16 protein-coding genes are annotated in these 25,241 nt (G+C 75.2%); 11 read left to right on the top strand and 5 right to left on the bottom strand.

Annotated elements, in window-relative coordinates; genetic code table 11:
* Positions 1 to 160 precede the first annotated feature (160 nt).
* From FHU37_RS27105 to FHU37_RS27135, 7 genes are all read left to right on the top strand, one after another.
* On the top strand, positions 161 to 475 hold the full coding sequence (locus FHU37_RS27105; protein WP_179817432.1) for a YlxR family protein: 315 nt from the start codon (positions 161 to 163) through the stop codon (positions 473 to 475).
* Positions 476 to 663: 188 nt separating this feature from the next.
* Entirely contained in the window at positions 664 to 3,771 is a 3,108-nt protein-coding gene (gene infB, locus FHU37_RS27110; RefSeq protein ID WP_179817254.1) for a translation initiation factor IF-2, read from the top strand.
* Between the two features lie 208 nt (positions 3,772 to 3,979).
* On the top strand, positions 3,980 to 4,279 hold the full coding sequence (locus tag FHU37_RS27115) for a DUF503 domain-containing protein (RefSeq protein WP_179817255.1): 300 nt from the start codon (positions 3,980 to 3,982) through the stop codon (positions 4,277 to 4,279).
* Between the two features lie 192 nt (positions 4,280 to 4,471).
* On the top strand, positions 4,472 to 4,972 hold the full coding sequence (gene rbfA, locus FHU37_RS27120; protein ID WP_179817256.1) for a 30S ribosome-binding factor RbfA: 501 nt from the start codon (positions 4,472 to 4,474) through the stop codon (positions 4,970 to 4,972).
* Positions 4,969 to 6,207 (top strand): DHH family phosphoesterase, encoded by a 1,239-nt coding sequence (locus FHU37_RS27125; protein ID WP_312892882.1) that lies wholly within the window; start codon positions 4,969 to 4,971, stop codon positions 6,205 to 6,207. Before rbfA ends, FHU37_RS27125 begins: the two co-directional genes overlap by 4 nt.
* Before the next feature lie 223 nt (positions 6,208 to 6,430).
* Positions 6,431 to 7,456 (top strand): tRNA pseudouridine(55) synthase TruB, encoded by a 1,026-nt coding sequence (truB, locus tag FHU37_RS27130; protein WP_179817257.1) that lies wholly within the window; start codon positions 6,431 to 6,433, stop codon positions 7,454 to 7,456.
* A 227-nt stretch (positions 7,457 to 7,683) separates the two neighbouring features.
* Entirely contained in the window at positions 7,684 to 8,682 is a 999-nt protein-coding gene (locus FHU37_RS27135; protein WP_179817258.1) for a bifunctional riboflavin kinase/FAD synthetase, read from the top strand.
* A 150-nt stretch (positions 8,683 to 8,832) separates the two neighbouring features.
* On the opposite strand, the gene FHU37_RS29470 is transcribed toward FHU37_RS27135, so the two are convergent.
* The 4 genes from FHU37_RS29470 to eccE all read right to left on the bottom strand — a co-directional run bounded on the left by FHU37_RS29470 (position 8,833) and on the right by eccE (position 15,992).
* Positions 8,833 to 9,828 carry a SanA/YdcF family protein gene (locus FHU37_RS29470; protein ID WP_312892883.1) on the bottom strand — a complete coding sequence of 332 codons (996 nt, stop codon included), beginning with the start codon at positions 9,826 to 9,828 and terminating at the stop codon, positions 8,833 to 8,835.
* A gap of 235 nt (positions 9,829 to 10,063) precedes the next feature.
* Positions 10,064 to 13,189, bottom strand: a complete 3,126-nt coding sequence (locus FHU37_RS29475) for a nucleotide-binding protein (protein WP_179817259.1) — start codon at positions 13,187 to 13,189, stop codon at positions 10,064 to 10,066.
* Between the two features lie 410 nt (positions 13,190 to 13,599).
* A complete protein-coding gene (locus FHU37_RS27150) occupies positions 13,600 to 14,430 on the bottom strand; it encodes a hypothetical protein (protein ID WP_246451314.1) in 831 nt (276 codons plus the stop codon).
* Entirely contained in the window at positions 14,430 to 15,992 is a 1,563-nt protein-coding gene (eccE, locus tag FHU37_RS27155; protein ID WP_312892884.1) for a type VII secretion protein EccE, read from the bottom strand. Before eccE ends, FHU37_RS27150 begins: the two co-directional genes overlap by 1 nt.
* Positions 15,993 to 16,660: 668 nt before the next feature.
* Between eccE and eccB the strand changes: the two genes are divergently transcribed.
* The 4 genes from eccB to mycP all read left to right on the top strand — a co-directional run bounded on the left by eccB (position 16,661) and on the right by mycP (position 20,856).
* Positions 16,661 to 18,385 carry a type VII secretion protein EccB gene (gene eccB, locus FHU37_RS27160; RefSeq protein ID WP_179817260.1) on the top strand — a complete coding sequence of 575 codons (1,725 nt, stop codon included), beginning with the start codon at positions 16,661 to 16,663 and terminating at the stop codon, positions 18,383 to 18,385.
* Between the two features lie 304 nt (positions 18,386 to 18,689).
* Positions 18,690 to 18,995, top strand: a complete 306-nt coding sequence (locus FHU37_RS27165) for a WXG100 family type VII secretion target (RefSeq protein WP_179817261.1) — start codon at positions 18,690 to 18,692, stop codon at positions 18,993 to 18,995.
* Positions 18,996 to 19,070: 75 nt separating this feature from the next.
* Entirely contained in the window at positions 19,071 to 19,352 is a 282-nt protein-coding gene (locus FHU37_RS27170; protein ID WP_179817262.1) for a WXG100 family type VII secretion target, read from the top strand.
* 268 nt (positions 19,353 to 19,620) lie between these two features.
* The gene (mycP, locus tag FHU37_RS27175; protein ID WP_376774079.1) at positions 19,621 to 20,856 is read left to right on the top strand and encodes a type VII secretion-associated serine protease mycosin; all 1,236 of its coding nucleotides are present in this window, start codon (positions 19,621 to 19,623) and stop codon (positions 20,854 to 20,856) included.
* A 365-nt stretch (positions 20,857 to 21,221) separates the two neighbouring features.
* Here the strand turns inward: mycP and eccCa are convergent, their stop codons facing one another.
* Positions 21,222 to 25,166, bottom strand: a complete 3,945-nt coding sequence (gene eccCa / locus FHU37_RS27180) for a type VII secretion protein EccCa (protein WP_179817263.1) — start codon at positions 25,164 to 25,166, stop codon at positions 21,222 to 21,224.
* Positions 25,167 to 25,241: the final 75 nt, after the last annotated feature.

Genomic DNA, 25,241 nt, shown 5'->3' on the forward strand with positions numbered 1-25,241 from the left:
CCGGGACGGCCGCGGGCGGTCGGGGCGGGCCCGACCGCCCGCGGAAGGAATTCGACGGCACCCCGGTGGCGTTGTGTAGGGTCGGGCGGGGCGATCCCGCCCGGCGCTCATGGCTGACGCGCATGCCGTGGGGTCGTTGTCAGTGGAGGTAGACTTGTCTCTGTCCGGCCGGACACGTGGCCGCGCATGCCCTGAACGCACCTGTGTGGGCTGTCGGCGGCGGTCGGGCAAGGACGACCTCCTGCGAGTCGTGGTGGTCGGGAACGCTGTCGTCCCCGATCCGCGCGGCACGCTGCCCGGTCGAGGGGCGCACCTGCACCTCGACCACAAGTGCCTCGATCTGGCGATCCGCCGCCGGGCTTTCCCGCGGGCCTTCCGGCTCACGGGGGCGCTCGATGCCGCGCGGGTCGTCGCCCATGTCGAGGAGTCGGTCGTCGACACGGAGTCGGCTCCCCCGCGGGAGCGGGCCGGGTGAAGACGCGGGGCGCGTCCGGCGGAATCCTCCGCTCGAGGCGCTCCACCACCGTGCACCGCACGTACGTCAACCAGTACCTCGCGAGTTGGAAGTAGGTCGAGATTGCGATGAGCACTCGATGAGTACGCGATGAGTACGCCCATGAAGTAGCTACGGTCCGGTGGACTACCCGGACCAGAAGGAGCAACGTGGCAAAGGTCCGGGTATACGAGCTCGCCAAGGAGCTTGGTGTCGAGAGCAAGGTCGTCATGGCCAAGCTCCAGGAACTTGGCGAGTTCGTCCGTTCGGCGTCCTCGACGATCGAGGCGCCCGTGGTACGCAAACTCACTGATTCTCTCAAGGGCGACGGCGGCTCCCGAGCCGGCGGCAAGGGCGGCCAGCGCAGGCCGTCGGCCCCCAAGCCCGGTGCTCAGCCGACGCCGGGCCCTTCGGCGCGCCCCGAGGCGGCGTCGCCGGCCCGTCCGGCCCCGGGGCCCCGCCCCGGCCCCGGCGGCCCGCGGCCCACGCCGGGTCCGCGCCCGACTCCCGGCCCGGTGGCTCCGGCCGCGCCGCAGCAGCCGGCCGCGCCGCAGCCCGCGGCGGCCCAGCCGACCGCGGCCACCCCGGCGCAGTTCTCCAGCCGGCCCGGTGAGGCCAGTCCGCGCCCGGCGCCCGCCGCCGCCCGTCCGGGCCCCGGCGCGCCGCGTCCGGGTCAGGGCCAGGGCGGAGCGCGTCCGTCCGACGCGCGCCCCGGCGACCGTGGCCGCGGCGGCGAGCCGCGCGGCCCGCGTCCGGGTGCCGGCACGGGTGCCCCGCGCCCGGGTCAGGGCGCCCCGCGCCCGGGCGGTGCCCGCCCGGCCGGACCGCGTCCCGGCAACAACCCCTTCAGCACCTCCGGCAGCACCGGAATGGCGCGCCCGCAGCCGCCGCGTCCGGCCGGCACGGAGCGTCCCGGCCTCGGCGGGCCCCGTCCGGGTCCCGGCGGCCCGCGTCCCGGCCCGGGTGGCCCCCGTCCGGGTGCCCGTCCCGGTTCGCCGAGTGACATGCCGCGCCCGCAGGGTCCGCGTCCCGGTCCGGCGGCCGGCCCCGGTGGCCCGCGTCCGAACCCGGGCATGATGCCGAACCGGCCGGCGGCCGGCGGCGGCGCCCGTCCGGGTGGTCCCGGTGCCGGCGCCCGTCCGGGTCGTCCCGGCGGCGGTGGCCCGCGTCCGGGCGGTGGCGGCTTCGGCGGCCCGCGTCCCGGCGGCGGTGGCGGTGGCTTCGCCGGTCGTCCCGGCGGTGGCGGCGGTGGCCGTCCCGGCGGTGGCGGCGGCTTCGGCGGCCCGCGTCCGGGTGGCGGCGGCTTCGGCGGCGGCCGTCCGGGTGGCCCCGGTGGCCGCGGCGGCACGCAGGGTGCGTTCGGCCGTCCGGGCTCGCGTGGCCCGGTCCGCGGCCGCAAGTCCAAGAAGCAGCGTCGTCAGGAGTTCAACGAGGCCTTCCAGGCCCCGGCGATCGGCGGCGTGCAGGCCCCGCGTGGTCGCGGCGAGGTCATCCGGCTCTCCCGTGGCGCCTCGCTGACCGACCTGGCGGAGAAGATCAACGCCAACCCGGCGTCGCTCGTCCAGATCCTGTTCCACCTGGGCGAGATGGTCACCGCCACCCAGTCGGTGAGCGACGAGACGCTGCAGCTGATCGGTGCCGAGCTGAACTTCGACATCCAGGTCGTCTCCCCCGAGGAGGAGGACCGCGAGCTGCTGGAGTCGTTCGACATCGACTTCGGTGAGAACGAGGGTGGCGAGGAGCAGCTCCAGGCGCGGCCCCCGGTCGTCACCGTCATGGGCCACGTCGACCACGGTAAGACGCGTCTGCTGGACGCCATCCGCAAGTCGAACGTGGTCGAGGGCGAGGCCGGCGGCATCACCCAGCACATCGGTGCCTACCAGGTCAACGCTGAGGTCAACGGAGAGGAGCGCAAGCTCACCTTCATCGACACCCCGGGTCACGAGGCGTTCACCGCCATGCGTGCCCGCGGTGCGAAGTCGACCGACATCGCGATCCTGGTCGTCGCCGCCAACGACGGCGTGATGCCGCAGACGGTGGAGGCGCTCAACCACGCCAAGGCGGCGGACGTGCCGATCGTCGTCGCGGTCAACAAGATCGACGTCGACGGCGCGGACCCGACCAAGGTGCGCGGTCAGCTGACCGAGTACGGGCTGGTCGCGGAGGAGTACGGCGGCGACACCATGTTCGTCGACATCTCCGCCAAGCAGGGCCTGGGCATCGACGACCTCCTGGAGGCCGTCGTGCTGACCGCGGACGCGGCGCTGGACCTGCGGGCCAACCCGGACATGGACGCCCAGGGCATCGCCATCGAGGCGCACCTGGACAAGGGCCGCGGCGCCACCGCGACCGTCCTGGTCCAGCGCGGCACCCTGCGGGTCGGCGACTCCATGGTCGTCGGCGACGCCCACGGCCGCGTGCGCGCCATGCTCGACGAGAACGGCAACAACGTCGAGGAGGCGGGTCCGTCCCGTCCGGTCGTCGTGCTCGGTCTGTCCTCGGTGCCCAGCGCCGGTGACAACTTCCTCGTCGTCGAGGAGGACCGGATCGCCCGGCAGATCGCGGAGAAGCGCAACGCGCGGGAGCGCAACGCGCAGTTCGCGCAGAACCGGCGCCGGGTCTCCCTGGAGGACCTGGACAAGGTGCTGGCCGCCGGCGAGATCGAGCACCTCAACCTCATCCTCAAGGGCGACGTGTCCGGTTCGGTCGAGGCCCTGGAGGACGCGCTCCTCAAGCTCGAGGTCGGCGACGAGGTCGAGCTGCGCATCCTGCACCGCGGTGTCGGCGCCATCACGGAGTCCGACATCAACCTGGCGGCCGGCTCGGACGCCATCGTCATCGGCTTCAACGTCCGCACCGAGGGGCGCGCGCGCACCCTGGCGGACCGCGAGGGCGTGGACATCCGGTACTACTCGGTCATCTACCAGGCGATCGAGGAGATCGAGGCGGCCCTGAAGGGCATGCTGAAGCCGGAGTACGAGGAGGTCCAGCTCGGCACCGCCGAGGTGCGGGAGGTCTTCCGTTCCTCCAAGTTCGGCACCATCGCCGGTTGCCTCGTCCGCAGCGGCCTCATCCGCCGCAACACCAAGGCCCGTCTCATCCGGGACGGCGCCGTGGTGGCGGAGAACCTCTCGATCGACTCGCTGCGTCGCTTCAAGGACGACGCGACCGAGGTCCGCGAGGGCTTCGAGTGCGGTCTGACCCTGGGGTCGTTCAACGACATCAAGGTCGACGACGTCGTCGAGACGTTCGAGATGCGGGAGAAGCCCCGCGCCTGACCGGCACGGGACTGACCGGCACGGCACGCACGACCGGGGGCCGTCACACGACGGCCCCCGGTCGCGCCGCTCCCGGGCACGGTGCGTCCGGGCGGTGCCGCCCGGCGCCCGGCCCACAACAGAACACCGCTTCCGCACGGCGGCCCCGCTCCGGGTGCCGCCCGCACCGCGCTCCCGGCCGCGCGACCCCCAGGCCGCCACAACACACATGTACGTGGGAACGCTCAGCTTCGACCTGCTTCTCGGCGACGTCCACTCGCTCAAGGAGAAACGCGCGGTAGTCAGGCCCCTGGTGGCCGAGCTGCGCCGCAAGTACGACGTCAGCGCCGCGGAGACGGGCCACCGCGACCTGTACCGGCGCGCCGAGATCGGCGTCTGCCTGGTCTCCGGGGACCCCTCCCACATCGCGTCGGTGCTGGACAACTGCGAGCGCTTCATCGCCTACCGGCCCGAGACGGAGCTGCTCTCCGCCCGTCGCCGGGTCTTCTCCGACGAGGACGAGGACTGACGGCGCCCCTCCGAGGACCGCGCCCGGCCGGCGGCGTAGCCCCGTCCGCGACCGGCGCAGGCCGGTGTCCCACCACCCCACCCATCGACCGAACCGCGCCCGCGCCCGCGGGGGCGGTACGTTGGAGCCCGGTCCCGGGCCGCGAGGCGGCCGGACCGTGGCACCACGTGCGCAGCAGCAGGAGGAGGACCAGTGACCGACACGGCGCGGGCGCGCAAACTCGCCGACCGCATCCGTGTGGTGGTCGCCGAAACCCTGGAACGGCGGATCAAGGATCCGCGACTGGGCTTCGTCACCATCACCGACACCCGCGTCACCGGGGACCTGAGGGAGGCCACGGTCTTCTACACGGTCTTCGGTGACGAGACCGAGCGGGCCGCCTCGGCCGCCGCCCTGGAGAGCGCCAAGGGCATCCTGCGCTCCGAGGTGGGCCGGCAGACCGGCGTGCGCTTCACCCCCAGCCTCACCTTCGTGGCCGACGCGGTGCCGGACACGGCGCGGCACATCGACGACCTGCTCGCGCGGGCCCGGGCCGCCGACGAGGAGGTGCGCACCCGCGCCGCCGGCGCCGGCTACGCGGGCGACGCCGACCCGTACCGGACGCCGGGCGAGGACCTGGTGGACGCCGAGGACGCGACGGACGAGGACGCGACGGACGAGGACGGCGGCACCTTCGGGAGCGGCTCGCGGTGACCACCGGCCCCGGTGACCGCACCCCCCACCAGGGCGGGGACGGCCCGGCCGACGACGCGGCGCCGGCCCCGGCGCCGCGTCGCCGGCCTGCCCGCCTGCTGCCCCGGGACGTGCTCGGCGCGACGGCCGTGCCGCCCCCCGAGCCGCCCGGCACCCCCGGCGCGCCGGCCGCGCCCGCGGAGCGCGCCGCCGGGGCGGGGCCGGTCCGCCCCGGGGAGCGGGACTGGGAGCGGGTCGCCGACCTGTTCCGCGAGGCGGGCAGCGCCGTGCTGCTCTGCCACGTCGCCCCGGACGGCGACGCGCTGGGGTCGGCGCTGGCGATGGCCCTCGGGCTGAGCCGCATCGGGGTGGAGGCCGTGGTCTCCTTCGGTGAGGACCCGCAGGTGGTGCCGGAGTCGCTGAGCTTCCTGCCGGGCCAGGAGTTCCTGGTGCCGCCCGCCCAGGTGCCGGAGAACGCCGACCTGGTCGCCGTCTTCGACGTGGCCTCCCCGGACCGCCTCGGCCTGCTGCGCGGGGCCGCGCTCACCGCCCGCCGCCTGGTCGTAGTGGACCACCACGCCTCCAACGACGCGGCGGCGACCGGTTTCGGCACCGACCTGCTGATCGACCCGACGGCACCCGCCACGGCCGTTCTGGTCGACGAACTGCTGCGCCGGCTCGGCGTGCCGCTCACCGCGCCGATCGCCGCCTGCCTCTACACCGGCGTGGCCACCGACACCGGGTCCTTCCGCTACGCGGCGACCACACCGGCCACCCACGAGCTGGCGGCGCGGCTGCTCGCCACCGGGATCCGCCACGACCTGATGGCGCGGGCCCTGTGGGACACCTCCTCCTTCGGCACGCTGAAGGTGCTGGCCGCGGCCCTGGACCGGGCGGTGCTGGAGCCCGGGGCCGCCGGTGGCCTGGGGCTGGTCTGGACGGTCGTGCCGCGCGCCGATCGGGAACGGCACGGCGTGGAGATGGCGGAGGTGGAGGGGTTCATCGACACCCTCCGCCGCACCGCGGAGGCCGAGGTCGCCCTCGTGCTGAAGGAGGACGACTCCGGCGCGCTGCTCGGCTCCTCCAGGTCCAAGGGCGCGGTGGACGTGGGGCGGGTGTGCGGTGGGCTCGGCGGGGGCGGGCACGCCCTCGCCGCCGGGTTCACCTCCCCCAAGTCGGACGTGGCGGCCACCGTCGAGGCGTTCCGCGGCCTCCTGGAGGAGGCGGTGGCGCCGGGCGGCGGGCCGGGCGGCTGACGCTCCGGGCCGACCGCAACCCGCCGCCCGCGGTCCGCCGACAGCCGCCCGGCCGCCGGCCTTCGGCGGTGGGGTGGTCGATGGTCCGCGCCGCAGGGGGCGGGCCGTGCTGCTCGTCGCCCATCCAGCCCCACCCCTCCCGTAAACAACACACCCGCACAGCACCACCGCAGAGGAAGGAGCGGCGCGACGCCCGGCGCTGCCGGGCGGGGACGCCGACACCATGAAGCGCAAGGGAACCGGCCCGGACGGCCTGGTCATCGTCGACAAGCCCGCCGGGCTCACCTCCCACCAGGTGGTCTCCCGGATCCGCAGGCTCGCGGGCACCCGCCGGGTCGGCCACGCCGGCACCCTGGACCCGATGGCGACCGGGGTGCTGATCGTCGGGGTCGAGAAGGCGACCCGCCTGCTGGGGCACCTGGCGTTGACCGAGAAGTCCTACCGGGCGACCGTGCGGCTGGGCGTGGGCACCGTCACCGACGACGCGGAGGGCGACCCGACCGTCTGGCCGGGGGCGGACGAGGGGGTCGACGAGGCCGCCGTCGCGGCCGCGGCGGCCAAGCTCACCGGCGAGATCATGCAGGTGCCGTCCGCGGTCAGCGCCATCAAGGTCGACGGCAAGCGCTCCTACACCCGGGTCCGTTCCGGGGAGGAGGTGCGGCTGGCCGCCCGGCCGGTCACCGTCTCCGAGTTCACCCTGCACGGGTTCCGGCGCGGCGTCGCCGAGGTGGCCCCGGCGGCCGTGCCGCTTGCGGAGGAGGCCCGGCCGGCGGAGCCGCTGGAGGCCCCGGGTGCCGGGGCGGCGGTGCCCCCCGGTGAGGGCGCCGCGGCCGGTGCGGTCGGCACGGTGCGGGTCCCCGTGGTGGACGTGGACGTCACGGTCACCTGCTCCTCGGGCACCTACGTCCGGGCGCTCGCCCGCGACCTGGGGGAGGACCTCGGGACCGCCGGCCACCTGACGATGCTGCGCCGTACCCGGGTCGGCCCCTACCGGGTGGAGGAGGCCAGCACCCTGGAGCGGTTGGAGGAGGAGTTCTCGGTGCTCGGCCTCGACGCCGCCGCGGCCGCGGCCTTCCCCCGCTGGGACGTGGACGCGGAGACCGCTCGGTTGATCGCCAACGGGGTGCAGATCAAGGCCCCGGCGATGCTCGGCGAGGAGCCGGTGGCGGTCTTCGGCCCGGACGGCCGGTTCACCGCCCTGGTGGTCCGCGGCCGGGGGAAGGTGCGCTCGCTCGCGGTCTTCCACTGACCGCGGCGCCCCGACCGCGGCGCCCGGCCAGGCGGGGCCGCCCACCGCGGTGCTCGGGGGATCCGGCAGGCACCGTGTGGGCGGTGTGGCCGCCGGACTCCGGGGGGAGGGGCGGGGCGGCCGATGCACGGCGTGGGGCGCCGACATGGCACCCTGGACGCTGGCACATGCCGATCGGTCCGACCAGCACGGCCGGACCGGAACGACGGTAGCGAGGAGCGTACGCGGTGCAGCGCTGGCGGAGCTTGGACGATGTTCCCGGCGACTGGGGGCGGAGCGTCGTCACCATTGGTTCCTACGACGGTGTCCACCGCGGGCACCAGCTGATCCTGGCCCGCGCCTTCCGGCACGCGCGTGAACTGGACCTGCCAATCGTCCTGGTCACCTTCGACCCCCATCCCGCCGAGGTGGTCCGCCCCGGCGCGCACCCGGCGCTGCTGACGCCGCACCACCGGCGCGGCGAACTGCTGGAGGCCATGGGCGTGGACGCCCTCCTCATCCTGCCGTTCACCCGGGAGTTCTCCGAGCTGCACCCGGCGGACTTCGTACGGCAGGTACTGGTGGACGGCCTGCACGCCAAGGTCGTGGTGGAGGGGCCGAACTTCCGGTACGGGCACCAGGCGGCGGGCGACGTCGAACTGCTGGCCGGGCTCGGTCTGCGCTACGACTTCACCGTGGACGTCGTGGACCTGTTCACCGACGGGACCCGGGAGATCGTCGGCGACGGCACGGGCAGCGAGGTCATCTCCTCCTCCCGGATCCGCCGGCTGATCGCCGAGGGCGACGTCACCCAGGCCCGTGAGCTGCTGGGGCGACCGCACCGGGTCGAGGGCGTGGTCGTCCGGGGCGCCCAGCGCGGACGCGACATGGGTTATCCGACGGCCAACGTGGAGACCCTGCCGCACACCGCGGTCCCGGCTGACGGGGTGTACTCCGGTTGGCTGATCGCGGACGGGGAGCGGATGCCGGCCGCCATCTCCATCGGCACCAACCCCACCTTCGACAACGAGCGCCGCACCGTGGAGGCGTACGCGATCGACCGCACGGACCTGGACCTGTACGGCAAGCACGTCGCCGTGGAGTTCTCGTCCTACCTGCGGGGCATGGAGCGGTTCGCCTCGGTGCCGGAGCTGCTGGAGAGGATGGCGGACGACGTGGACCGGGCGCGGGCCGAGCTCGCCGCGACGCCCGGCGGGGGCGGGGAAGCCGCCCCGACGCTGGCCTGACCGCCGTCCTCGACCGCCGGCCCCTGACCGGCCCCTGACTGGCGCCGCCGGACCGGGGCCCGCGCCGGCGCGGGCCCACGCCGGCCGACCGTCCCGGAGGGCACCCGCCGCGGGGCGGAGGAGGACCACCGCCCCGCGGGGGAGCCGGGTCTAGTCGCCCGCGGCCTCCGCCTCCAGCGCGTCGGGCACGGCGTCCTCCACCGGCCCGAGGTGCTCCGGCTCCGGTCGGGTCCAGGTGGTGATCAGCGCGCTGGTCGCCGCGGCGATCTCCCGCAGCTCGGAGGAGATGTCCGGCCGGGGCGTCTCCGGTTCGCGCGCCGCCAGGCCCTGCGTCTCGATGCCGGCCTCCCGGCACAGGGTGATGGCCCGCTCGATGTGGAAGCGCTGGGTGATCACCACGGCCTCGTCCACCTGGAAGACGCGGCTGGCCCTGGTGCACGACTCCCAGGTGTTGAAGCCCGCGAAGTCCTGCACCACCCGGTCGGCCGGCACGCCGTGCTCCACCAGGTAGTCGTACATCACCGCCGGCTCGTTGTAGTCCGGACTGCTGTTGTCGCCGCTGACCAGCACCACCTGCACCGTGCCCGCGTGGTACAGCTCGGTGGCCTCGCGGAGCCGCTGCATCAGGTAGGTGCTGGGACGCCCCTCGACGAGACCCGCGCCGAGCACCAGCGCGACGTCCGCGGGCGCCACCTGCGAGGGATGCTCGTGCAGGTAGGGGGCGGCCTCCACGCGCAGCCACGCCGACGGCAGCATCAGCAGCGAGGTGAGCGCCACGCCCAGCTGCAGGAGGGTTCGCTTGCCCGCGCGGCGCTGCCACCAGTGGGTGCCCGCGTCCTCCGCGGGGCCGCCGTCCCGCGGGCCCTGGCCGCCCCCGAAGGAGCCGCCGCCGGAACCACCCGTCCCCCGCCCCGCCCCGGAGCCGTCCCCGTCTCCGCCCCCGCCGGTGCGGTGACCGGTGGAGCCGTCGCCGTGCGTCACGCCCGGGCCGAGGCCCTCGCCGCCCCAGGCGGCCCGCTCGGCACCTCCGCCGGCTCCGGGTGGCCCGGGGAGGGTGGTGCCCGAGGCGCCACCGCCACCGCCGTCGCGGCCGTCGTCCCCACCGATGTGGCCTGGGGCTGGTCCGACCCCGATCACTCCCGGCACGCCCTCGTCCTCCCCGTCTCCGGGCCCGCGGCCGATGTGCCCGGGCCACTCCTCGGTGAGCAGAACGTTCCGGAACGTGTCCGTGGTTCCGCCGGGGAGCGGGCCGCCGGCAATTTCCGGGCGGCGGCGGGGGCACCCCCACATCGGCGTGACGCGCCGTCACCCCTCGACACGGCGCGGGGCCCCATCACGCCGTCGGCGGTGACAGGGCCCCGGCCCGGACGGAACTCGCGCCTCACGCCCGCGGGGGGTACCCGTAGCCCTGCGGATCCTCGCCCCTCGCGCCGTCCTCGGCGGGCTGCTCGGCCTGCGGCTGCTGCGGATAGCCGTAGCCGCCGGGCGACTGCTGCTGCGGGTAGCCGTACCCCGCCTGCTGCTGCCCCGGGTACTGCCCCTGCTGGGCCCCCTGCTGCGGGTACCCGTACCCCTCCTGCTGCACGGGGTACCCCTGCTGCCCCGGGTAGGGCGGCTGCTGGCCGGTGCCCCCCGGCTGGGCGGCGCCGGCCTGGTACGGCTGCTGTCCGGGCTGCCCCGCCCCCGGGGCCCAGCCGCCCTGGCCCCCCGGATGGGGGCCCTGGCCCTGCCCCTGGCCCTGCTGCGGATACGGCTGGGCCGGGCCGCCGTGCTGACCGTCCTGCCCCGGCTGGCCGAACTGCGGCTGCCCGTAGCGCTGCTGGTCGTACTGCTGCTGCCCGTACGGGGGCTGGCCGTACGACGGCTGGGCCCCCTGCCCGGGCTGGCCGAACTGCTGCTGCCCGTAGCCGCCCGGCTGCGGCTCCCCGGGCGCGGCGAAGGCGCCCCAGCCGGCCTGCGCGTCCTGCTGGATGCGGTGGAAGTCCTCGGCCACCATCGCCGCGAGGTCGAAGTACGCCTCGCGGGTCTTGGGACGGATCATCTCCAGGTCGAGCTCGGCCCCGGCGGCGAGGTGCTCGTCGAACGGCACCACGATCACGCCACGGCACTGCGTCTCGAAGTGCGCCACGATGTCCTCGGTCTTGACGACCTTGCCGGTCTCGCGCACCCCCGAGATCACCGTGATGCTGCGCTGCACCAGGTCCGCGTAGCCGTGGGCCCGCAGCCAGTCCAGCGTGGTGCTCGCGCTGGTCGCGCCGTCCACGCTGGGCGTGCTGATCACGATCAGCTGGTGGGCCAGGTCGAGCACGCCCCGCATGGCGCTGTACAGCAGGCCGGTGCCGGAGTCGGTGAGGATGATCGGGTACTGGCGGCCGAGGAGGTCGATGACCCGGCGGTAGTCCTGGTCGTTGAACGTGGTCGAGACCGCCGGGTCCACGTCGTTGGCGAGGATCTCCAGGCCGCTGGGCGCCTGGGAGGTGAACCGCCGGATGTCCATGTAGCTGTGCAGACGGGGGATCGCCTGCACCAGGTCGCGGATGGTCGCCCCGGTCTCCCGGCGCACCCGGCGGCCGAGCGTCCCGGCGTCCGGGTTGGCGTCGATGGCGATGACCTTGTCCTGCCGCTCAGAGGCCAGGGTGGCACCCAGCGCGGTGGTGGTCGTGGTCTTGCCGACACCACCCTTGAGGCTGATCACGGCGATCCGGTAGCAGTTCAGCACCGGAGTGCGGATCAGTTCCAGCTTGTCCTGGCGGGCCTGCTCCGCCGAGCGCCCGCCGATGCGCGGGAAGCGCGGACGCTGCCGGCGGGGCTGCGGTTGACGGCGCAGCAGACGCTCGGAGGAGAGCTCCACGGCCGCGGTGTAGCCCAGCGGGGCGCCGTGCACGGTCCGGCTCGGCCCCTCGTTGGCGCCGGGGAAGCCGGGCGGCATCTCGCCGGCGGGCGGCGGGGTGGCGTGCGGCGCCGGATCGGGCTGGTACGCGCCGGGCTGCGGCCCCTGGGGGTAGCCGGGAGGGCCGTAGCCCGCGGCCGCGTCCGGCTGGCCCGTGGCCGTGCCGGCGCCGCCGGGGTGGCCCGGGTAGCCGGGGTACGGCCCCTGGTCCGGGTAGCCCGGGTGCTGCCCGGGCATCGGCTGCGCCACCGGCTGCTGGGGCGTCGGCTGCTGGGCGGGCTGCTGCTGCGCACCCGGGTACGGCTGCTGCGCACCGGCGGCCGGGTACGGCTGCTGGCCGTATCCCGACGCAGGCTGCTGCGCGGCCCCGTGCTGCTGGCCTTGCTCGTGCGGTTGGGGGTATCCGTAGCCGCCCGGGGCGGGAGCCGCGGGACCCTGCGGGGTGCCTCCGGCGGGCGCCTGCTGCTGTGCCGGGTACGACGGCTGCTGCTGCGGGTAGCCGTAGCCGGGGGCGTAGGGCGCGGCCTGCTGCTGCGCACCGCCGTGCTGTTGGTGCCCCTGGGGCTGCGGCTGGGGATAGCCGTAGCCGGGCGGGGCGGGCGCTGTGGGGCCCTGCTGCGCCGGGTACGCGGGCTGCGGCTGGTGGGGGTAGCCGTAGCCGGGCGGGGCGGTGACGTCCTGCCGGGGAGCCTCGGCGGCCGGGGCCGCCGGCCACTGGGGCTGGGAGGGCGGTGCCGCGGCCGGCGGCTGCTCACCCTGGGGCGCGGCCGGCGCCGCGGCGTGCTCGGCCGGCGCGGCCTGCCCCTCCGGTTCGGCGGCCCGTTCGGCGGCCTGGTCGGCGGTCTGCGCCGGCACGTCGGAGGAGTCCTCGGCGGCCCCCTCGGCCCGCGACTGCGCCGGCTCGGCCGCCGCGGACTCCGGACGCCGCTGCGCGGCTTGGCCCGGCTGCTCGCTCTGCTCGCGCGGCCCCTCGGCCTCGGGGGCGGGGTGCGTGGAGGGCGGTGTGGCCGTCTGGTCGGCCGCCTGCGGATGGCTGGAGGGCACGCCACCCGGCCCCTGCCCCGCCGTGGTGGGGGCCGCCGGACGCGGCTCGGGTGACGGCACGGGAGCGGCGGCGGGCGGCGCGGCGGCCTCCTGCTGGGCCGGCACGGTCGGCCGCGGCGCCTGCGGGGCGGTGGCCGGCGGCTGCGCCGCCTGCGGGTAGGGGGCGGGCGCGGCCTGGTCGGGGTAGGCCTGCGGCGGCGGGCCGCCCGCCGGCGCCCCGTGGGGAGCCGCCGGGTAGGAGGGCGCGCCCGGGTACGGCCCGCCACCCGGCGCGTGGCCGGCACCGGCCGACGGGGCGGCGACGGGGTGCGGGTAGCCGCCCTGGTGGGGCGTCGCGGCGTGCTGCGCCTGCGGCGCCGGCTGCTGCGCGGGCGGCGTGTGCGGCTGCTGCGGGGAATAGGGCGACGGCTGCGCCGGCACGGGCGCGGCGGCCGCCTGCCCCGCCGAGGGCGACTGACTCGGGGACGGCGCGTCCTGGCGGTACCACTCGGGCGCCGCGTAGTCGAGGGTTGTCGGCTCCTCTTCCTCCTCGACGGCCCCCTCGCCCTGGATGCCGTCCCGGTCCTCGCTCACTCCGCCTCCTGAACTGGTGTTCCACCCGGGCCGTCGCCGCCTTGAGCACCCGGAGGGTCCGGATACCGGCGGACCGTGCTCGCGGCACGCCGCGCACACGGACGGAAGGACGCCGTGTGGCGAGGTGGCGGGGCCGGACCCAAGAGCGGCCACCTACCCCGCGTACGTGCCGCCGAACCATCCCGGGAGCCGTGCCCTCCCAGCCTAGGGCGTGCGGGCCCCCGCGGGGGCGGTGGTGTCGCCGCAGTCCCGCGATCGTCACCCGGAACGCCGCCGCTCCGTGACCGTTCCGGTGTCACACCGTGATGCGCCGGAGCCCCGGCGAGGCCGCCCGGCGCGGTCGCTCCGGCGTTCCTCGGCGCCCCCGCCGGCGCGCCGGACCGGGCCACGCCGGGCGTGCCGCCTCGGGGTCAGTCCATCCGGCGCGGCGCGCCGAGCAGGCCGGCCTCGCCGTCGGTGGGCTGGGTCAGCACGTACTCGCGCTGCCGCCCCACGCACCACAGCGTCACGTTGTCGCCCAGCGACGGCAGCGCCGCGACGTCCTGCGGCGGGAGCGCCAGCAGCCGGCCCAGCACCTCCGCCTCCTGGGGGGAGACGCGCTGGATGCCCACCAGGCCGGCCGCCGCCACCAGTCGTCCCACGGTGGGACCGAGGAACGGAAGGACCGTCAGGGTGGTCTGCCACGGCGCGTCGGAGAGCCGCCGGCGCGGCGGCCGCGAGCCGCAGTCCCGGACCACCAGCACCGGGTTGGTCACGGAGGGCCCCTGCGGCACCAGGCGTCCCACGTCGTGCACGGTCACGCACGGCTGTCCGCCGCCGGCCGCCTGCGCCAGCGGGTTCCACACCTGGGAGCGGCCGGTCTCCACCGCGACCCGGGCGCCGACCGCGGCGGCCCGCAGGGTGAGCACCTGGGACAGCCACAGGCCGCCCACCAGCAGCACCTCGAACGGGGTCGGCCGGAACAGGCCGAGCACGGCCGGCTGCTGCCGCACGTCGATCCCGGCCACGATCCCGTCGTCACCGACGGGGAGCGCCAGCGCGTCCAGCGAGGCCGCCGGCACCACGTGGCGCTCGTGTGACGGGCCGGGCAGGCCGAAGCCGCGCAGCGACGGGGCCACCGGTGCGGCCGGTCCCCGCCCCGCGGCCGGTGGCACGGCGTTCCGTCCGGTGTGCTGGCCGGGGACGACGGGGCGGGTCTGGCCCGACCGCCGGGTCGTCGGGGAGTTCAGGTTGGTCGCCATCAGCGGGAACCTCCCAGGGGCAGGGTGGCCAGGACGCCCGGCAGCTGCTCCAGGTCGAGCCGGAGCAGCCCCACCCGGGACCGGTGCGCCAGCTCCTCCACGAGCCGGCTGGCGCCGTCGAGTTCGGTGTCGGTGCGGGCGCACACCCGCACGTGGGCGTCCAGCGCGACCGTGCCGGCTCCGGACTCGCTGTTGATGCCGGTGGTCCGGATGGTCAGGGAGAAGGCGGTGGCGAGGGTGGGCACGCCGGTGAGCGAGGCCACCAGCTCCGGCATCACGGTGTCGTCGCCGTCGCCGGACAGGTGGGGCCAGCGGCTGATCCAGTAGGTGGTGTGCCGGCGGTCGTCGCACCGCCAGGTGCGACGGGTCTCCTGGGAGCGCCGGTGTCCGGTGGAGCCGCCGCGGGCCTGGCTCTGCCCGGCCATGGGGTTGACGCAGGCAGAGGTGGACAGCGCCGTGACGAGCTCGGTCTCGTCCAGCACCTTCGCGGAGAAGCCCTCGCCGATCAGCCGGCTCGCCAGCTGGTCGGCGGCGCGCTGCAGCGCGCGCTGGGCGCCCAGCACGCCGCCGCCGCGGGCGGTGACGGCTCCGGGGCACAGCTCCGGGTCCAGCCGGAGCGCGATCCAGGTCAGCCGGACGGCCGGGGCGCCGCCGGTCTGCTGCAGGGAACGGTAGGAGCGCGCGGCGAGGGAGTGCTCGGGCAGGTGCACGGCGGGCGCGGGCATGGTGTGCTGCACGATCTGCGCGGACGTCAGCACGATGTCGTCGATCCGCAGCGCGTCCCGCACCACGTGCATCGGCAGCGGCTGCTCCGCGCGGCGGGGGCGCAGCGGGGTGTCCGGGCCGCGCACCAGCACCACGGCGGTGAGGAAGGTGCCGTCGCCGATCATCCCGATCGTCCGGCGTTCCCGGTCGGTGTGCGGCTGCACGCGGAGCGAGGGGGCGCACTCCAGCACGGGAGCGAGCGCCGGGTCGACGCCCTCCCAGGGGGCGCCCTGCTGCGCACGGCGCTGGCGGCGGCGGAAGGACAGTTGCAGGCGGAGCCAGTCGACCAGTCGGCGGCGCCGGATCCGGGCCACGGCGGCGACCAGCAGCAGCACCGCGGGCACCACCATCACCACGAGCATGACCTGGCTGATCGCCCAGCCGAGCAGCACGAGGGCGGCCGCCAGCTCCACCAGCACCAGCTGGTGGACGGCGACGGCCCCGACGCGTCCGGCCCGGGGCTGGATGCGGGGGGCGACCGAGAACTCGCCGCGGTCCCGGCGGCCACCGCCGGCGCCGCCGCCCCGGGCACGTCGGCCGCGGGCCGGGGCCCCGGGGCCGACCTGGCCGCCCGCCGGGGTCGGTCCGCCGCCGGCGGGGCCCCGCGCCGGGCCGTTGCCCTCCGGGCCGCGTCCGGCGGCGCGGCCGCGGTCCCGGCGGCCCCGGCTCCGGCCGTGGGAGCCGCCGGAGCCCCCGTTCGAGGTGGGCCCGCCGGCGGGGCCGGCGGGGGAGGCGGGGGAGGGGTAACCGCCCGGTGCTCCCGGTCGCGGGGCCCCCGCAGGCTGGCTGTATGTCACGTCTTCGCCCCCGAGTGCGTGTGGATTCGGGCCCGGACGCCTTCCGCCGGGTCCACCCGGATGCACGCCGGCCGCTGGCCGCCGCCCGGCTCAGGCTCGTGCACGTTCCGCACACGGTACCGGGTCCCCGCCGCGCCGCGGCACCGTCGGCGCGACAACCGTGTGCGCCCGCCCGGTGAGGTCACCGGGCGCGGCACGGCCGGTGCGGCGGGGGCTGGAGGGCGTCACCGCCGAGGGGGCGGCTGCAGGGCGACCTCTGTGATGGAAGTTGTCTGTGTGACGCCTGATGCTGCATGGGCCAGTGGGACCTGAGTAAACGTGTGGGGCGGATGGTTCCCGGAGCGCCTCTGGCCGCCCGGGGGCGCCTCGACCGCCGGGGCGTGCGCCGGCCGCCGGGACGCGCGGGGCGCGGGCGTCCGCCTCGCGTGGGGCGGGTGCGCGGCCGGGCGACGGGCGGGCGTCGGCACGGTGGGGGGACTGTGTCGCAGACCGGTACCAACAGGCATCCGGGGCCGGGGCTGACACCCGGACGAGGCGCTATCGTGCTGCGACGGGCGTGCGCCGCCCATTCAACCGTCAGCCGCACGGCGAGTCGCCGCGGTGGGACGGCGCGGCGGGCGCGGCGCGCCCGGTCGGCCGATCGGCAAAGCGGGGAGACGACACACACCATGGCATCGCGCCGGGACCAACTCAACGCCTACACCTTCGCCCGCAAACGCTCGGTGGCGGCGTTCCTCCAGCCCAACCGCGGCGGGACGGACGAGACCGCGCCGCGTCCGCTGCGCGCGGTGGTGCCGAGCACGATCGTGGGCGTCCTGATCATGGCCGGCTTCGGGGCGTGGGGCCTGATCCGCCCCACCGCCCCGGCGAACTGGGACGACGGCAACAAGGTGATCGTGGGCTCGGACTCCACCACGCGCTACGTGGTGCTGCCGGACGAGAACAGCACCGATCCGAACGCGCGGATGCTCCACCCGGTGCTGAACATGGCCTCCGCCAAGCTGCTGATCGGCGCGGACGGGGACTTCGACATCGTCCAGGTGCGCGAGTCGGAGCTGGGCAGCATCAAGCGCGGCCCCACCATCGGCATCCCGTGGGCGCCGGACAGTCTGCCCACCGCGGAGGAGGCGGCGCGCGCCAAGACCTGGGCGGTGTGCCAGCAGCCGCCGGAGGACGACCTCAACGCCATGCCGCAGCAGTACACCTACGTTCTGTCCGGCACGGAGGACCTGGCGGCGATCAACGGCCCGGAGCGGCAGAACCGCAGCTTCAGCCTGTACGTGATGGATCCGGACGACCAGGTGTACCTCATCTCCGCCGAGGGGATGCGCTACCAGCTGGTCGCCGACGACCAGGCGGAGCTGAACGCGCTGACCGCGTCGCTGTTCGGCCCGACCGCCGTGCCGCAGCGGGTGAGCCGGGAGTGGCTGAACACCCTGAACGCGGGCCCGGAGATCTACTTCCCGACCGTCGAGGGGGCCGGTGAGGAGGTCTCCTCCGAGCTGGAGCTGCCCGCGGAGTACCGCACCGTCGGCACGGTGCTGTACGACTCGACGGCCAGCGGCGGCCGGCAGCCCTACCTGGTGCTGCGTGACCGGGTGGCGCTGATCAGCCCGTTCATGGAGGCGCTGTGGCTGAACAGCCCGCAGGCGCTGGAGGAGGCGTACCAGCAGACCGGGAACCCGGTGGCCTACCCGGTGGCCGCGCAGATCATCAACCAGGCGAACGCGGCGACCGCCGGGCAGGCGGAGCCTTTCGACGTGGAGCAGGCGTGGCCCCGGGAGCAGATCAACTGGGCCAACCGCTCCGGTCCGTCGGTGCAGAACCCGACCAACACGATCTGCAGCATCCTGGACCCGAACACCTCCCAGCCGCTCCCCGGCGCGGACGCCGCAGGTCAGGCGACCGACGGCTCCGGCTCCGCGGCGGCCCAGGGCGCGCCGGAGTACCGGATCGGGATCTGGGCCGGGACGGACCTGCCGATCCCGGTGGAGGACGAGATCAGCCGGGCGTACGTCTCGATCAACACCGGGCTGCTGTACCGGGAGGTGTCCGGGGACGCGGCCCAGCCGGACGGGCAGGAGGCCGCCGCCGAGGGTGACACCGTCTCCGGGAACCTCTACCTGATCACCGACACGGGCCTGCGCTACGGCGTTCCGGTCTCCGGCGCGAACCAGGATCCCAGCGCCGCCCCGCAGGATGGCGAGGCACAACAGGAGGGGGCGCAGGACGGGGCGCAGGAGGGCGCGCCGACGCAGGAGGCGGGGGCCAAGGACCGGCTCGGTTACACCTCCATCGCCGAGCCCGTGCCGGTGCCCCAGGCGTGGTCGGAGTTCCTGGCGAAGGGCCCCGTCCTCGACCCGGAGGCCGCGGCGCGCCCGCAGGGCTCCTGACGCCACGTCCGCCCCGCGCGGCCGGCGCCCCGGGCGGGCGACGCCGGCCGCGCGGGACGCCGGCCGGCCGTCCGGGGCGTGGAGCGAAGGCGTCCGGATCCCGGGCAGTTGACAGGCGGCCAGTCACGATGCCCAATGTCGTGGCTTCGTAACCGAAAAGCCCCGTCCCCTTGGGGCCCGATGTCGGCGGACGCTACAGTCGTTCACAGCATCACGACGCGTGGTGCCGATCGGTCGGGTCCCGCGAAGTGACTGGAGGGCCGATCTCACGTACGGACATGGGGGACGGTGAATCATGGCCGGAATGGTCGAGGTAACCGACGAGGAACTCCGGGCGCTCGCCACCAGGATCGGCAACGTCGTGGAGTCGGTGCGTTCGGAGCTCAGCACGCTGGAGAACAAGCTCTCCGACGTGTCCAGCGCCTGGACGGGTCAGGCCGCGACGGCCTACCAGAACCTGCGCGAGCAGTGGAACACCGAAGCCAACGACATCTTCCGGACGCTGGGTGAGATCCGCGAGGCGGTCGAGCAGACCGAGGCGACCTACGTGGCCTCGGACCAGGACCAGCAGTCCAGCTTCAGCCGCATCCAGAGCGTGATGCGCGGCTGACCTGCCGCCTGACGACGCGCGCACCGCACATCCAACCCGTCCTTTCCACTCGAGGGGGATTCCATGAGCGGACCGATGAAGGTCACTTTCGGCCGGCTGGAGCAGGCCGCCGAGGAGACCAGGACTGCCGCCACCAACATCAGCACCCAGCTGGACGACCTGAAGGCCGCCGTCAACCGGGTCGCCCAGACCTGGACCGGTGACGCCCAGACGGCCTACAACCAGCGCCAGGAGGAGTGGAACCAGTCCGCCCAGGCGCTGAACGAGGTCCTCCAGGCCATCGAGCAGAACCTGCGTCAGGCCGCGGAGAACTACCGCACCACGGAGAACCAGATCGCCAACGTCTGGCGCGGCTGAGCAGGCGCCGGCACTCCAGGCGTCGCGGCCGCATCCGCCGCCGACGCAACGCCGGTCCGCGCCCGGCCGCCCCTCGTGATGGGCGCCCAGGCGCGGACCTTCGCGTTTCTCCCCCAGGGGCGTGACCCGGATGCTGGCCCGCCCCCTCCGTTCCCGTCCCGACGAAGGAAGAGCGGCCCCGTTGCTCCCGCGTCCGCACCCCGACCGCACCCCGTCCGCGCCCGCGGGGCGCCGTCTCGCCGCCCTGGTGTCCGCCGCCGCCCTGGTGATGCTCGGTGCCGCCGCCCCGGCCGCCGCCTCGACCGGTGACCGGGCCGGAGCAGACGGCGCGGTTCCGACCCGCATCATCCCCCCGGTGGAGACGGCCGCCACCAGCCAGCAGTGCACCTTCCCCGCCGAGCCCATCCAGGGCACCCCGTGGACCATCCAACGGTTGCTGCTCCAGCAGATGTGGGCCACCACCCGGGGCGAGGGCGTCACCGTCGCGGTGATCGACACCGGGGTGGACGCCAGCCACCCGCAGCTGGCCGGCGCGGTGGAGCGGGGCAGGGACCTGATCGAGAACAAGGACGACGGCCGCTTCGACGACGTCGGCCACGGAACCAAGGTCGCCGGCATCATCGCCGCGCGGGAGAGCGACGACACCGGCTTCGTCGGCATCGCGCCGGGCGCCACCATCCTGCCGATCCGCCAGAACGACGGCACCGGTCAGGGCGAGGGCGAGGACGGCAAGGACCACGGCACCGCCGAGAGCCTCGCCAGGGCCATCCGCTACGCCGTCGAGCAGGGCGCCGACGTCATCAACATCTCCCAGGACACTGCGGACGGGACCAACCCGCCGGTCCTGGCGGAGGCGGTGGCCGACGCCGTCGCCGAGGACGTGGTGGTGGTCGCCTCCGCCGGCAACAACGGGGCGGACGGGCAGGCCCGCACCACCTACCCGGCCGCCTACCCGGGCGTCATCGCGGTCGGCTCCTCCGACCGCAACAACGAGCGTTCGGTGTTCTCCCAGGCCGGCGAGTTCGTGGACGTGGTCGCCCCTGGCGAGGACGTGGTCTCCACCGTGCCCAGGGGCGGCCACTGCGTGGACGTCGGCACCAGCTTCTCCGCGCCGTACGTCTCCGGCGTCGCGGCCCTGCTGCGCGCCAAGTACCCGGACTGGAGCGCCGAGGAGATCGCCGCCTGGATGGCGCAGACCGCCCAGCGCTCCGACCGCGACCACAACCAGTTCGTCGGCTGGGGCGTGGTGGACCCGGTGAAGGCGCTCACCGGCAACGCGGAGCCGATCAGCGAGCCGGTCCCGGACGTCCTGCCGTCCGGAGCCGCCGACATCGTGCCGGCCCGGATGGTGCTGGGGGAGACCCCGGAGGACCGGATGCGGCGCAACGCGGTGTACACGGTCGCCGCCGGAGCCATGCTGGTGATCGTGATCTCCGGCACCGCCGTCGTCCTGCGGGACCGCCGGAAGGCGGGCGCGGCGCCGCCGCCCCCCGCCGGCGTCTGACGCTCAGCGGACTTCCCCAGGGCGCCCGCCGCCCCCAACCGAGACGTCGGGGCCCCGGTCATAGCGACCGGGGCCCCGACGTCTGTCACGGCCCCACCCCGCCCCGTCACGCGCTGCCGCGCCCTCGTCACGCCCGCCCCGGCCCGAGGCGGCCACCGGGCCCGCACGGAGTTCCCGACGCGCCCGACGTGGCCCCACCGGCGCCGCGTCAGCCGGGCGCGAGACGGACGGCCCCGGGAACGCCGCAGCCCCCGTGGGGCCGCACGGGGCGGCCCCTCGGGGGCTGGAGGCGGGAACGGGCCCCGAGGGGCACCGGTGCCGCGCGCGGGCGGGGCGGGCGCGCTCCGGCGCCCGCCCCGCACCCGTCAGCGCGGCGGCAGCCAGGCCGTCTGCACCAGGCGGTTGCCGCCACGCCGCGCGACGTACACGCCGCGGCCCGGCGGGCGCGGCTGCGCCCGCACGTTGCCGAGCAGCGCACCCTCGTCCCGGTCACCGGAGAGCACCACGCCCTGCACGCCGAGCTCCTTCAGCCGCTGCATGATCGGCTCGAACATGGCCCGGCCGGCGCCACCGGTCCGCCGGGCCAGCACCAGGTGCAGGCCCACGTCCTTGGCGAACGGCAGGATGTCCACCAGCGGCGACAGCGGGTTCCCGGAGGAGGTCGCCACCAGGTCGTAGTCGTCGATCACGTAGAAGATCTCCGGCCCGCGCCACCAGCTGCGGTTGCGCAGCTGCTCCTGGGTAACGTCCGGACCGGGGATCCGCTCCTCGAAGACCACCTTGGCGTCGGTGACGAACTGCGACAGCGCCGGCTGCGCGGCGGCGTAGCTGAGCAGGTACTCGTCCGGTACCACGCCCAGCGAGGCGCGGCGGTAGTCGCCCAGGATGATCTGGGCCTGCGCCGGCGTGTAGCGGTCCATGATGCCGTGCATCAGCACCCGCAACAGGGCCGTCTTGCCCGACTCGCTGTCGCCGAACACCACGAAGTGCGGGTCCGTCACGAAGTCGACGTACACCGGCGCCAGCTCGGTCTCGTCCACGCCGAACGGGATGCCCAGCTCGGGGCGCTCGGCGATCTTCGGCAGCCGGTCGTGCGGCAGCAGCTCCGGCAGCATCCGCACCCGCGGCGCCCGCGGCCCGGCCCAGGACTCCGCGGAGCGGGCCACCAGCGCGGCCACTCCCTCGGAGACGTCGGAGGCGTCCTGCACCCCGTCGATCCGCGGCAGCGCGGCCAGGAAGTGCAGCTTGTCCGCGGACAGGCCGCGACCCGGCGCCCCCTGCGGGACGGTGCGGGCCACCTTGCGGTCGATCTCCGACTCCACCGGGTCACCGAGACGCAGCTCGATGCGCGTCTGGATCTGGTCCTTCAGGGAGGGCCGCACCTCCGCGTAGCGGGAGATGGACAGCACCACGTGCACGCCGAAGCCGAGGCCGCGGGTGGCGATGTCGGTCACCACCGGCTCGAAGTCCTCGAAGTCCTGCCGCAGCGTCATCCAGCCGTCGACGACCAGGAACACGTCGCCCCACGGCTCCTGGGGCAGCCGGCCCTCGGCCCGCATCCGGCGGAAGGTGTTCATCGAGTCGATGCCCTGCGAGCGGAACAGCTCCTCGCGCCGGGACAGCACCCCGTGCACCTCGCTGATCAGCCGGCGCACCATCTCCACGTCCATCCGGGAGGCGACGCCGCCGACGTGCGGCAGGTTCTGCAGCGACAGCAGGCCGCCACCGCCGAAGTCCAGGCAGTAGAACTGGGCCTCGGCCGGGGTGTGGGTGAGGGCGAACGAACCGATCAGGGTGCGCAGCAGGGTGGACTTGCCGGACTGCGGACCGCCGATGATCAGGGCGTGGCCGGCGGCGCCGGAGAAGTCCCGGTACATCACGTCGCGGCGCTGCTCGAACGGCTTGTCGACGATGCCCAGCGGCACCACCAGGCGGCCGGAGGCCGGGTAGTCGGCGGCGGCCAGGCCTCGGTTCGGCGTCGGGGCGATGCCCGGCAGCAGGTGGTCCAGGGTCGGCGGCTCGTTCAGCGGCGGCAGCCACACCTGGTGCGCCGGCGGTCCCTGGCCCTGCAGCCGGCTGACGATCACGTCGAGCACGGTGTCGGCCAGCGAGGAGTCCTGGGCCTCCGCCACCGCGACCGGCTCCGCCGGCTGCTGCACCGGCGCGGGGCGCGCCACCGGCGCCGCGGTGAACAGGACCGGAGCCCGCCGGTCCACCTGGGCGACCGGGCCGCTGCCGGCCTCCCGGTAGGGGCCGGAGACGTAGGCGGCCTTGAACCGCACCAGGGTGTCGGTGTCGAACTTCAGGTAGCCGGATCCGGGCACGGACGGCAGGTGGTAGGCGTCGGGGGCGCCGATCGCCGCCCGGGACTCCGCGGCCGAGAAGGTGCGCAGACCGATCCGGTAGGACAGGTAGGTGTCCAGGCCGCGCAGCCGGCCCTCCTCCAGGCGCTGCGAGGCCAGCAGCAGGTGCACGCCCAGCGACCGGCCGATGCGGCCGATCTGGATGAACATGTCGATGAACTCGGGCTTGGCGGTGAGCAGCTCGCTGAACTCGTCGATGATGATCACCAGCGAGGGCAGTGGCTCCAGCGGCGCGCCGGCGGCGCGGGCCCGCTCGTAGTCGTGGATGTTGGCGTAGTTGCCGGCCGCCCGCAGCAGCTCCTGCCGGCGGGTCAGCTCACCGGTGATCGAGTCGCGCATGCGGTCGACGAGGGTGAGGTCGTCGGCCAGGTTGGTGATGACCGCGGCCACGTGCGGCATGTCCGCCATGCCGGCGAAGGTCGCGCCGCCCTTGAAGTCGGCGAGCACGAAGTTCAGCGTCTCGGAGGAGTGGGTCATCGCCAGGCCCAGCACGAGCGTGCGCAGCAGCTCGGACTTGCCGGAACCGGTGGCGCCGACGCACAGGCCGTGCGGGCCCATGCCCTCCTGCGAGGCCTCCTTGAGGTCCAGCATGACCGGCTCGCCGTTCTCGCCCACGCCGATCGGGACGCGGAGCCGGTCGTGCGGCAGCCGGGGCCGCCAGGTGCGGGAGACGTCGACGGCCGCCGCGTCGCCCACCCCCATCAGGTCGGTGAACTCCAGGTTGGCCAGCAGCGGCTCGTCCTCCTCGGTGGCGGACAGCCGCAGCGGGGCCAGCTGGCGGGCCAGCGCCTCGGCCTGGACCGGAGTCAGCTCGTCCGGCACGCCGGTGTAGACGGTGCCGGTGGCCGACATCAGCCGCAGCACACCGGGCTCCAGGTCCACGGTGAGGCCGCCGCGCGGCTCGCCGCCCTCACCGGGCAGCAGCTCCACCACGGTCACGCCCTGCAGTCCCTCGGCGCCGGCCAGCAGGGAGTCCGCCGGCACGATCCCGCCGTCCAGCACGACCACGACGTGCGGCTGGTCCGGCACCGGGGCGGCGTCGGGGGTGAAGCGGTTGCGGGAGGACAGCTCCTCGCCGAGGATGCGCTCCAGTTCGCCGAGGTCGTCGCGGATCAGCCGCACGGAGCCGGCGCCGTCGGTCTCGCTGGGGGACTGCACGTGCGGCAGCCACTTGGTCCACTCCCACTCCTCGGCCGCCCCCGGGGCGGCGGCGACCGCGATGATCAGGTCGTCGGGGGAGTGCAGGGTGGCCAGCTGGCACACCATGGCGCGCATCGCGCCGTACAGCGTGTCCGCGTCCCCGGTGACCGCCACGTGGTAGAAGGACCGCAGCGACAGCGCGATCGGCATGTCCGGGATGCTGCCGTGCGCGGCGATGAAGCGCTGCATGGCCTCCGCGGACAGCGGCTCCAGCTCGTCGCGGGGGGCGGTCTCCGGGACGCGCAGCGGCGTCGCCAGCTGGTGGGTGCCCAGGCCCACCCGGGGCTGGAGGAAGTCCTGGTCACCGGGGCGGCGCTCCCACAGCCGCCGCCCGTCGGCGACCACCGCCCACAGCTGGTCGGGGCCCGGGTTGAGGTAGAGCTGCGCCGAGCGCTGCCGGTCCGCGGTGCGACGCACCTGCTTGCGGATCTGCGCCAGGTACTTCAGGTAGTCCCGGCGGGCGTCGGCCACCTCCAGGGAACTGCCCTGGCGGGCGCGGACGAGCTGCACGATGATCATGGCGACGGTGGAGGCGATCATCAGACCGCCGACCACCCGCATGAACGGCGCCATGCCTGGCATGAAGAAGAAGGCTGCGGAGCCCGCCATGCCCAGCATGGGCAGGACGTTCATCCACCATTCCTGGTTGGCTTCGCGCGGGAGGTCCGGAGGCGGCTCCAGCCGTACCTCCTCCTCCGGCACCGGCGGCGGCAGCACCCGCTGCGGCCGCTTCACGACGGTCTGCACGGCTGAGAATCCCCCTGAGGGCCGCGAGCGGGCCCGGCTTTCGGTGAGAGAAGATGCCCGGCAGACTACCGGTGT

This window comes from Allostreptomyces psammosilenae (assembly GCF_013407765.1).
GTDB lineage: Bacteria > Actinomycetota > Actinomycetes > Streptomycetales > Streptomycetaceae > Allostreptomyces > Allostreptomyces psammosilenae.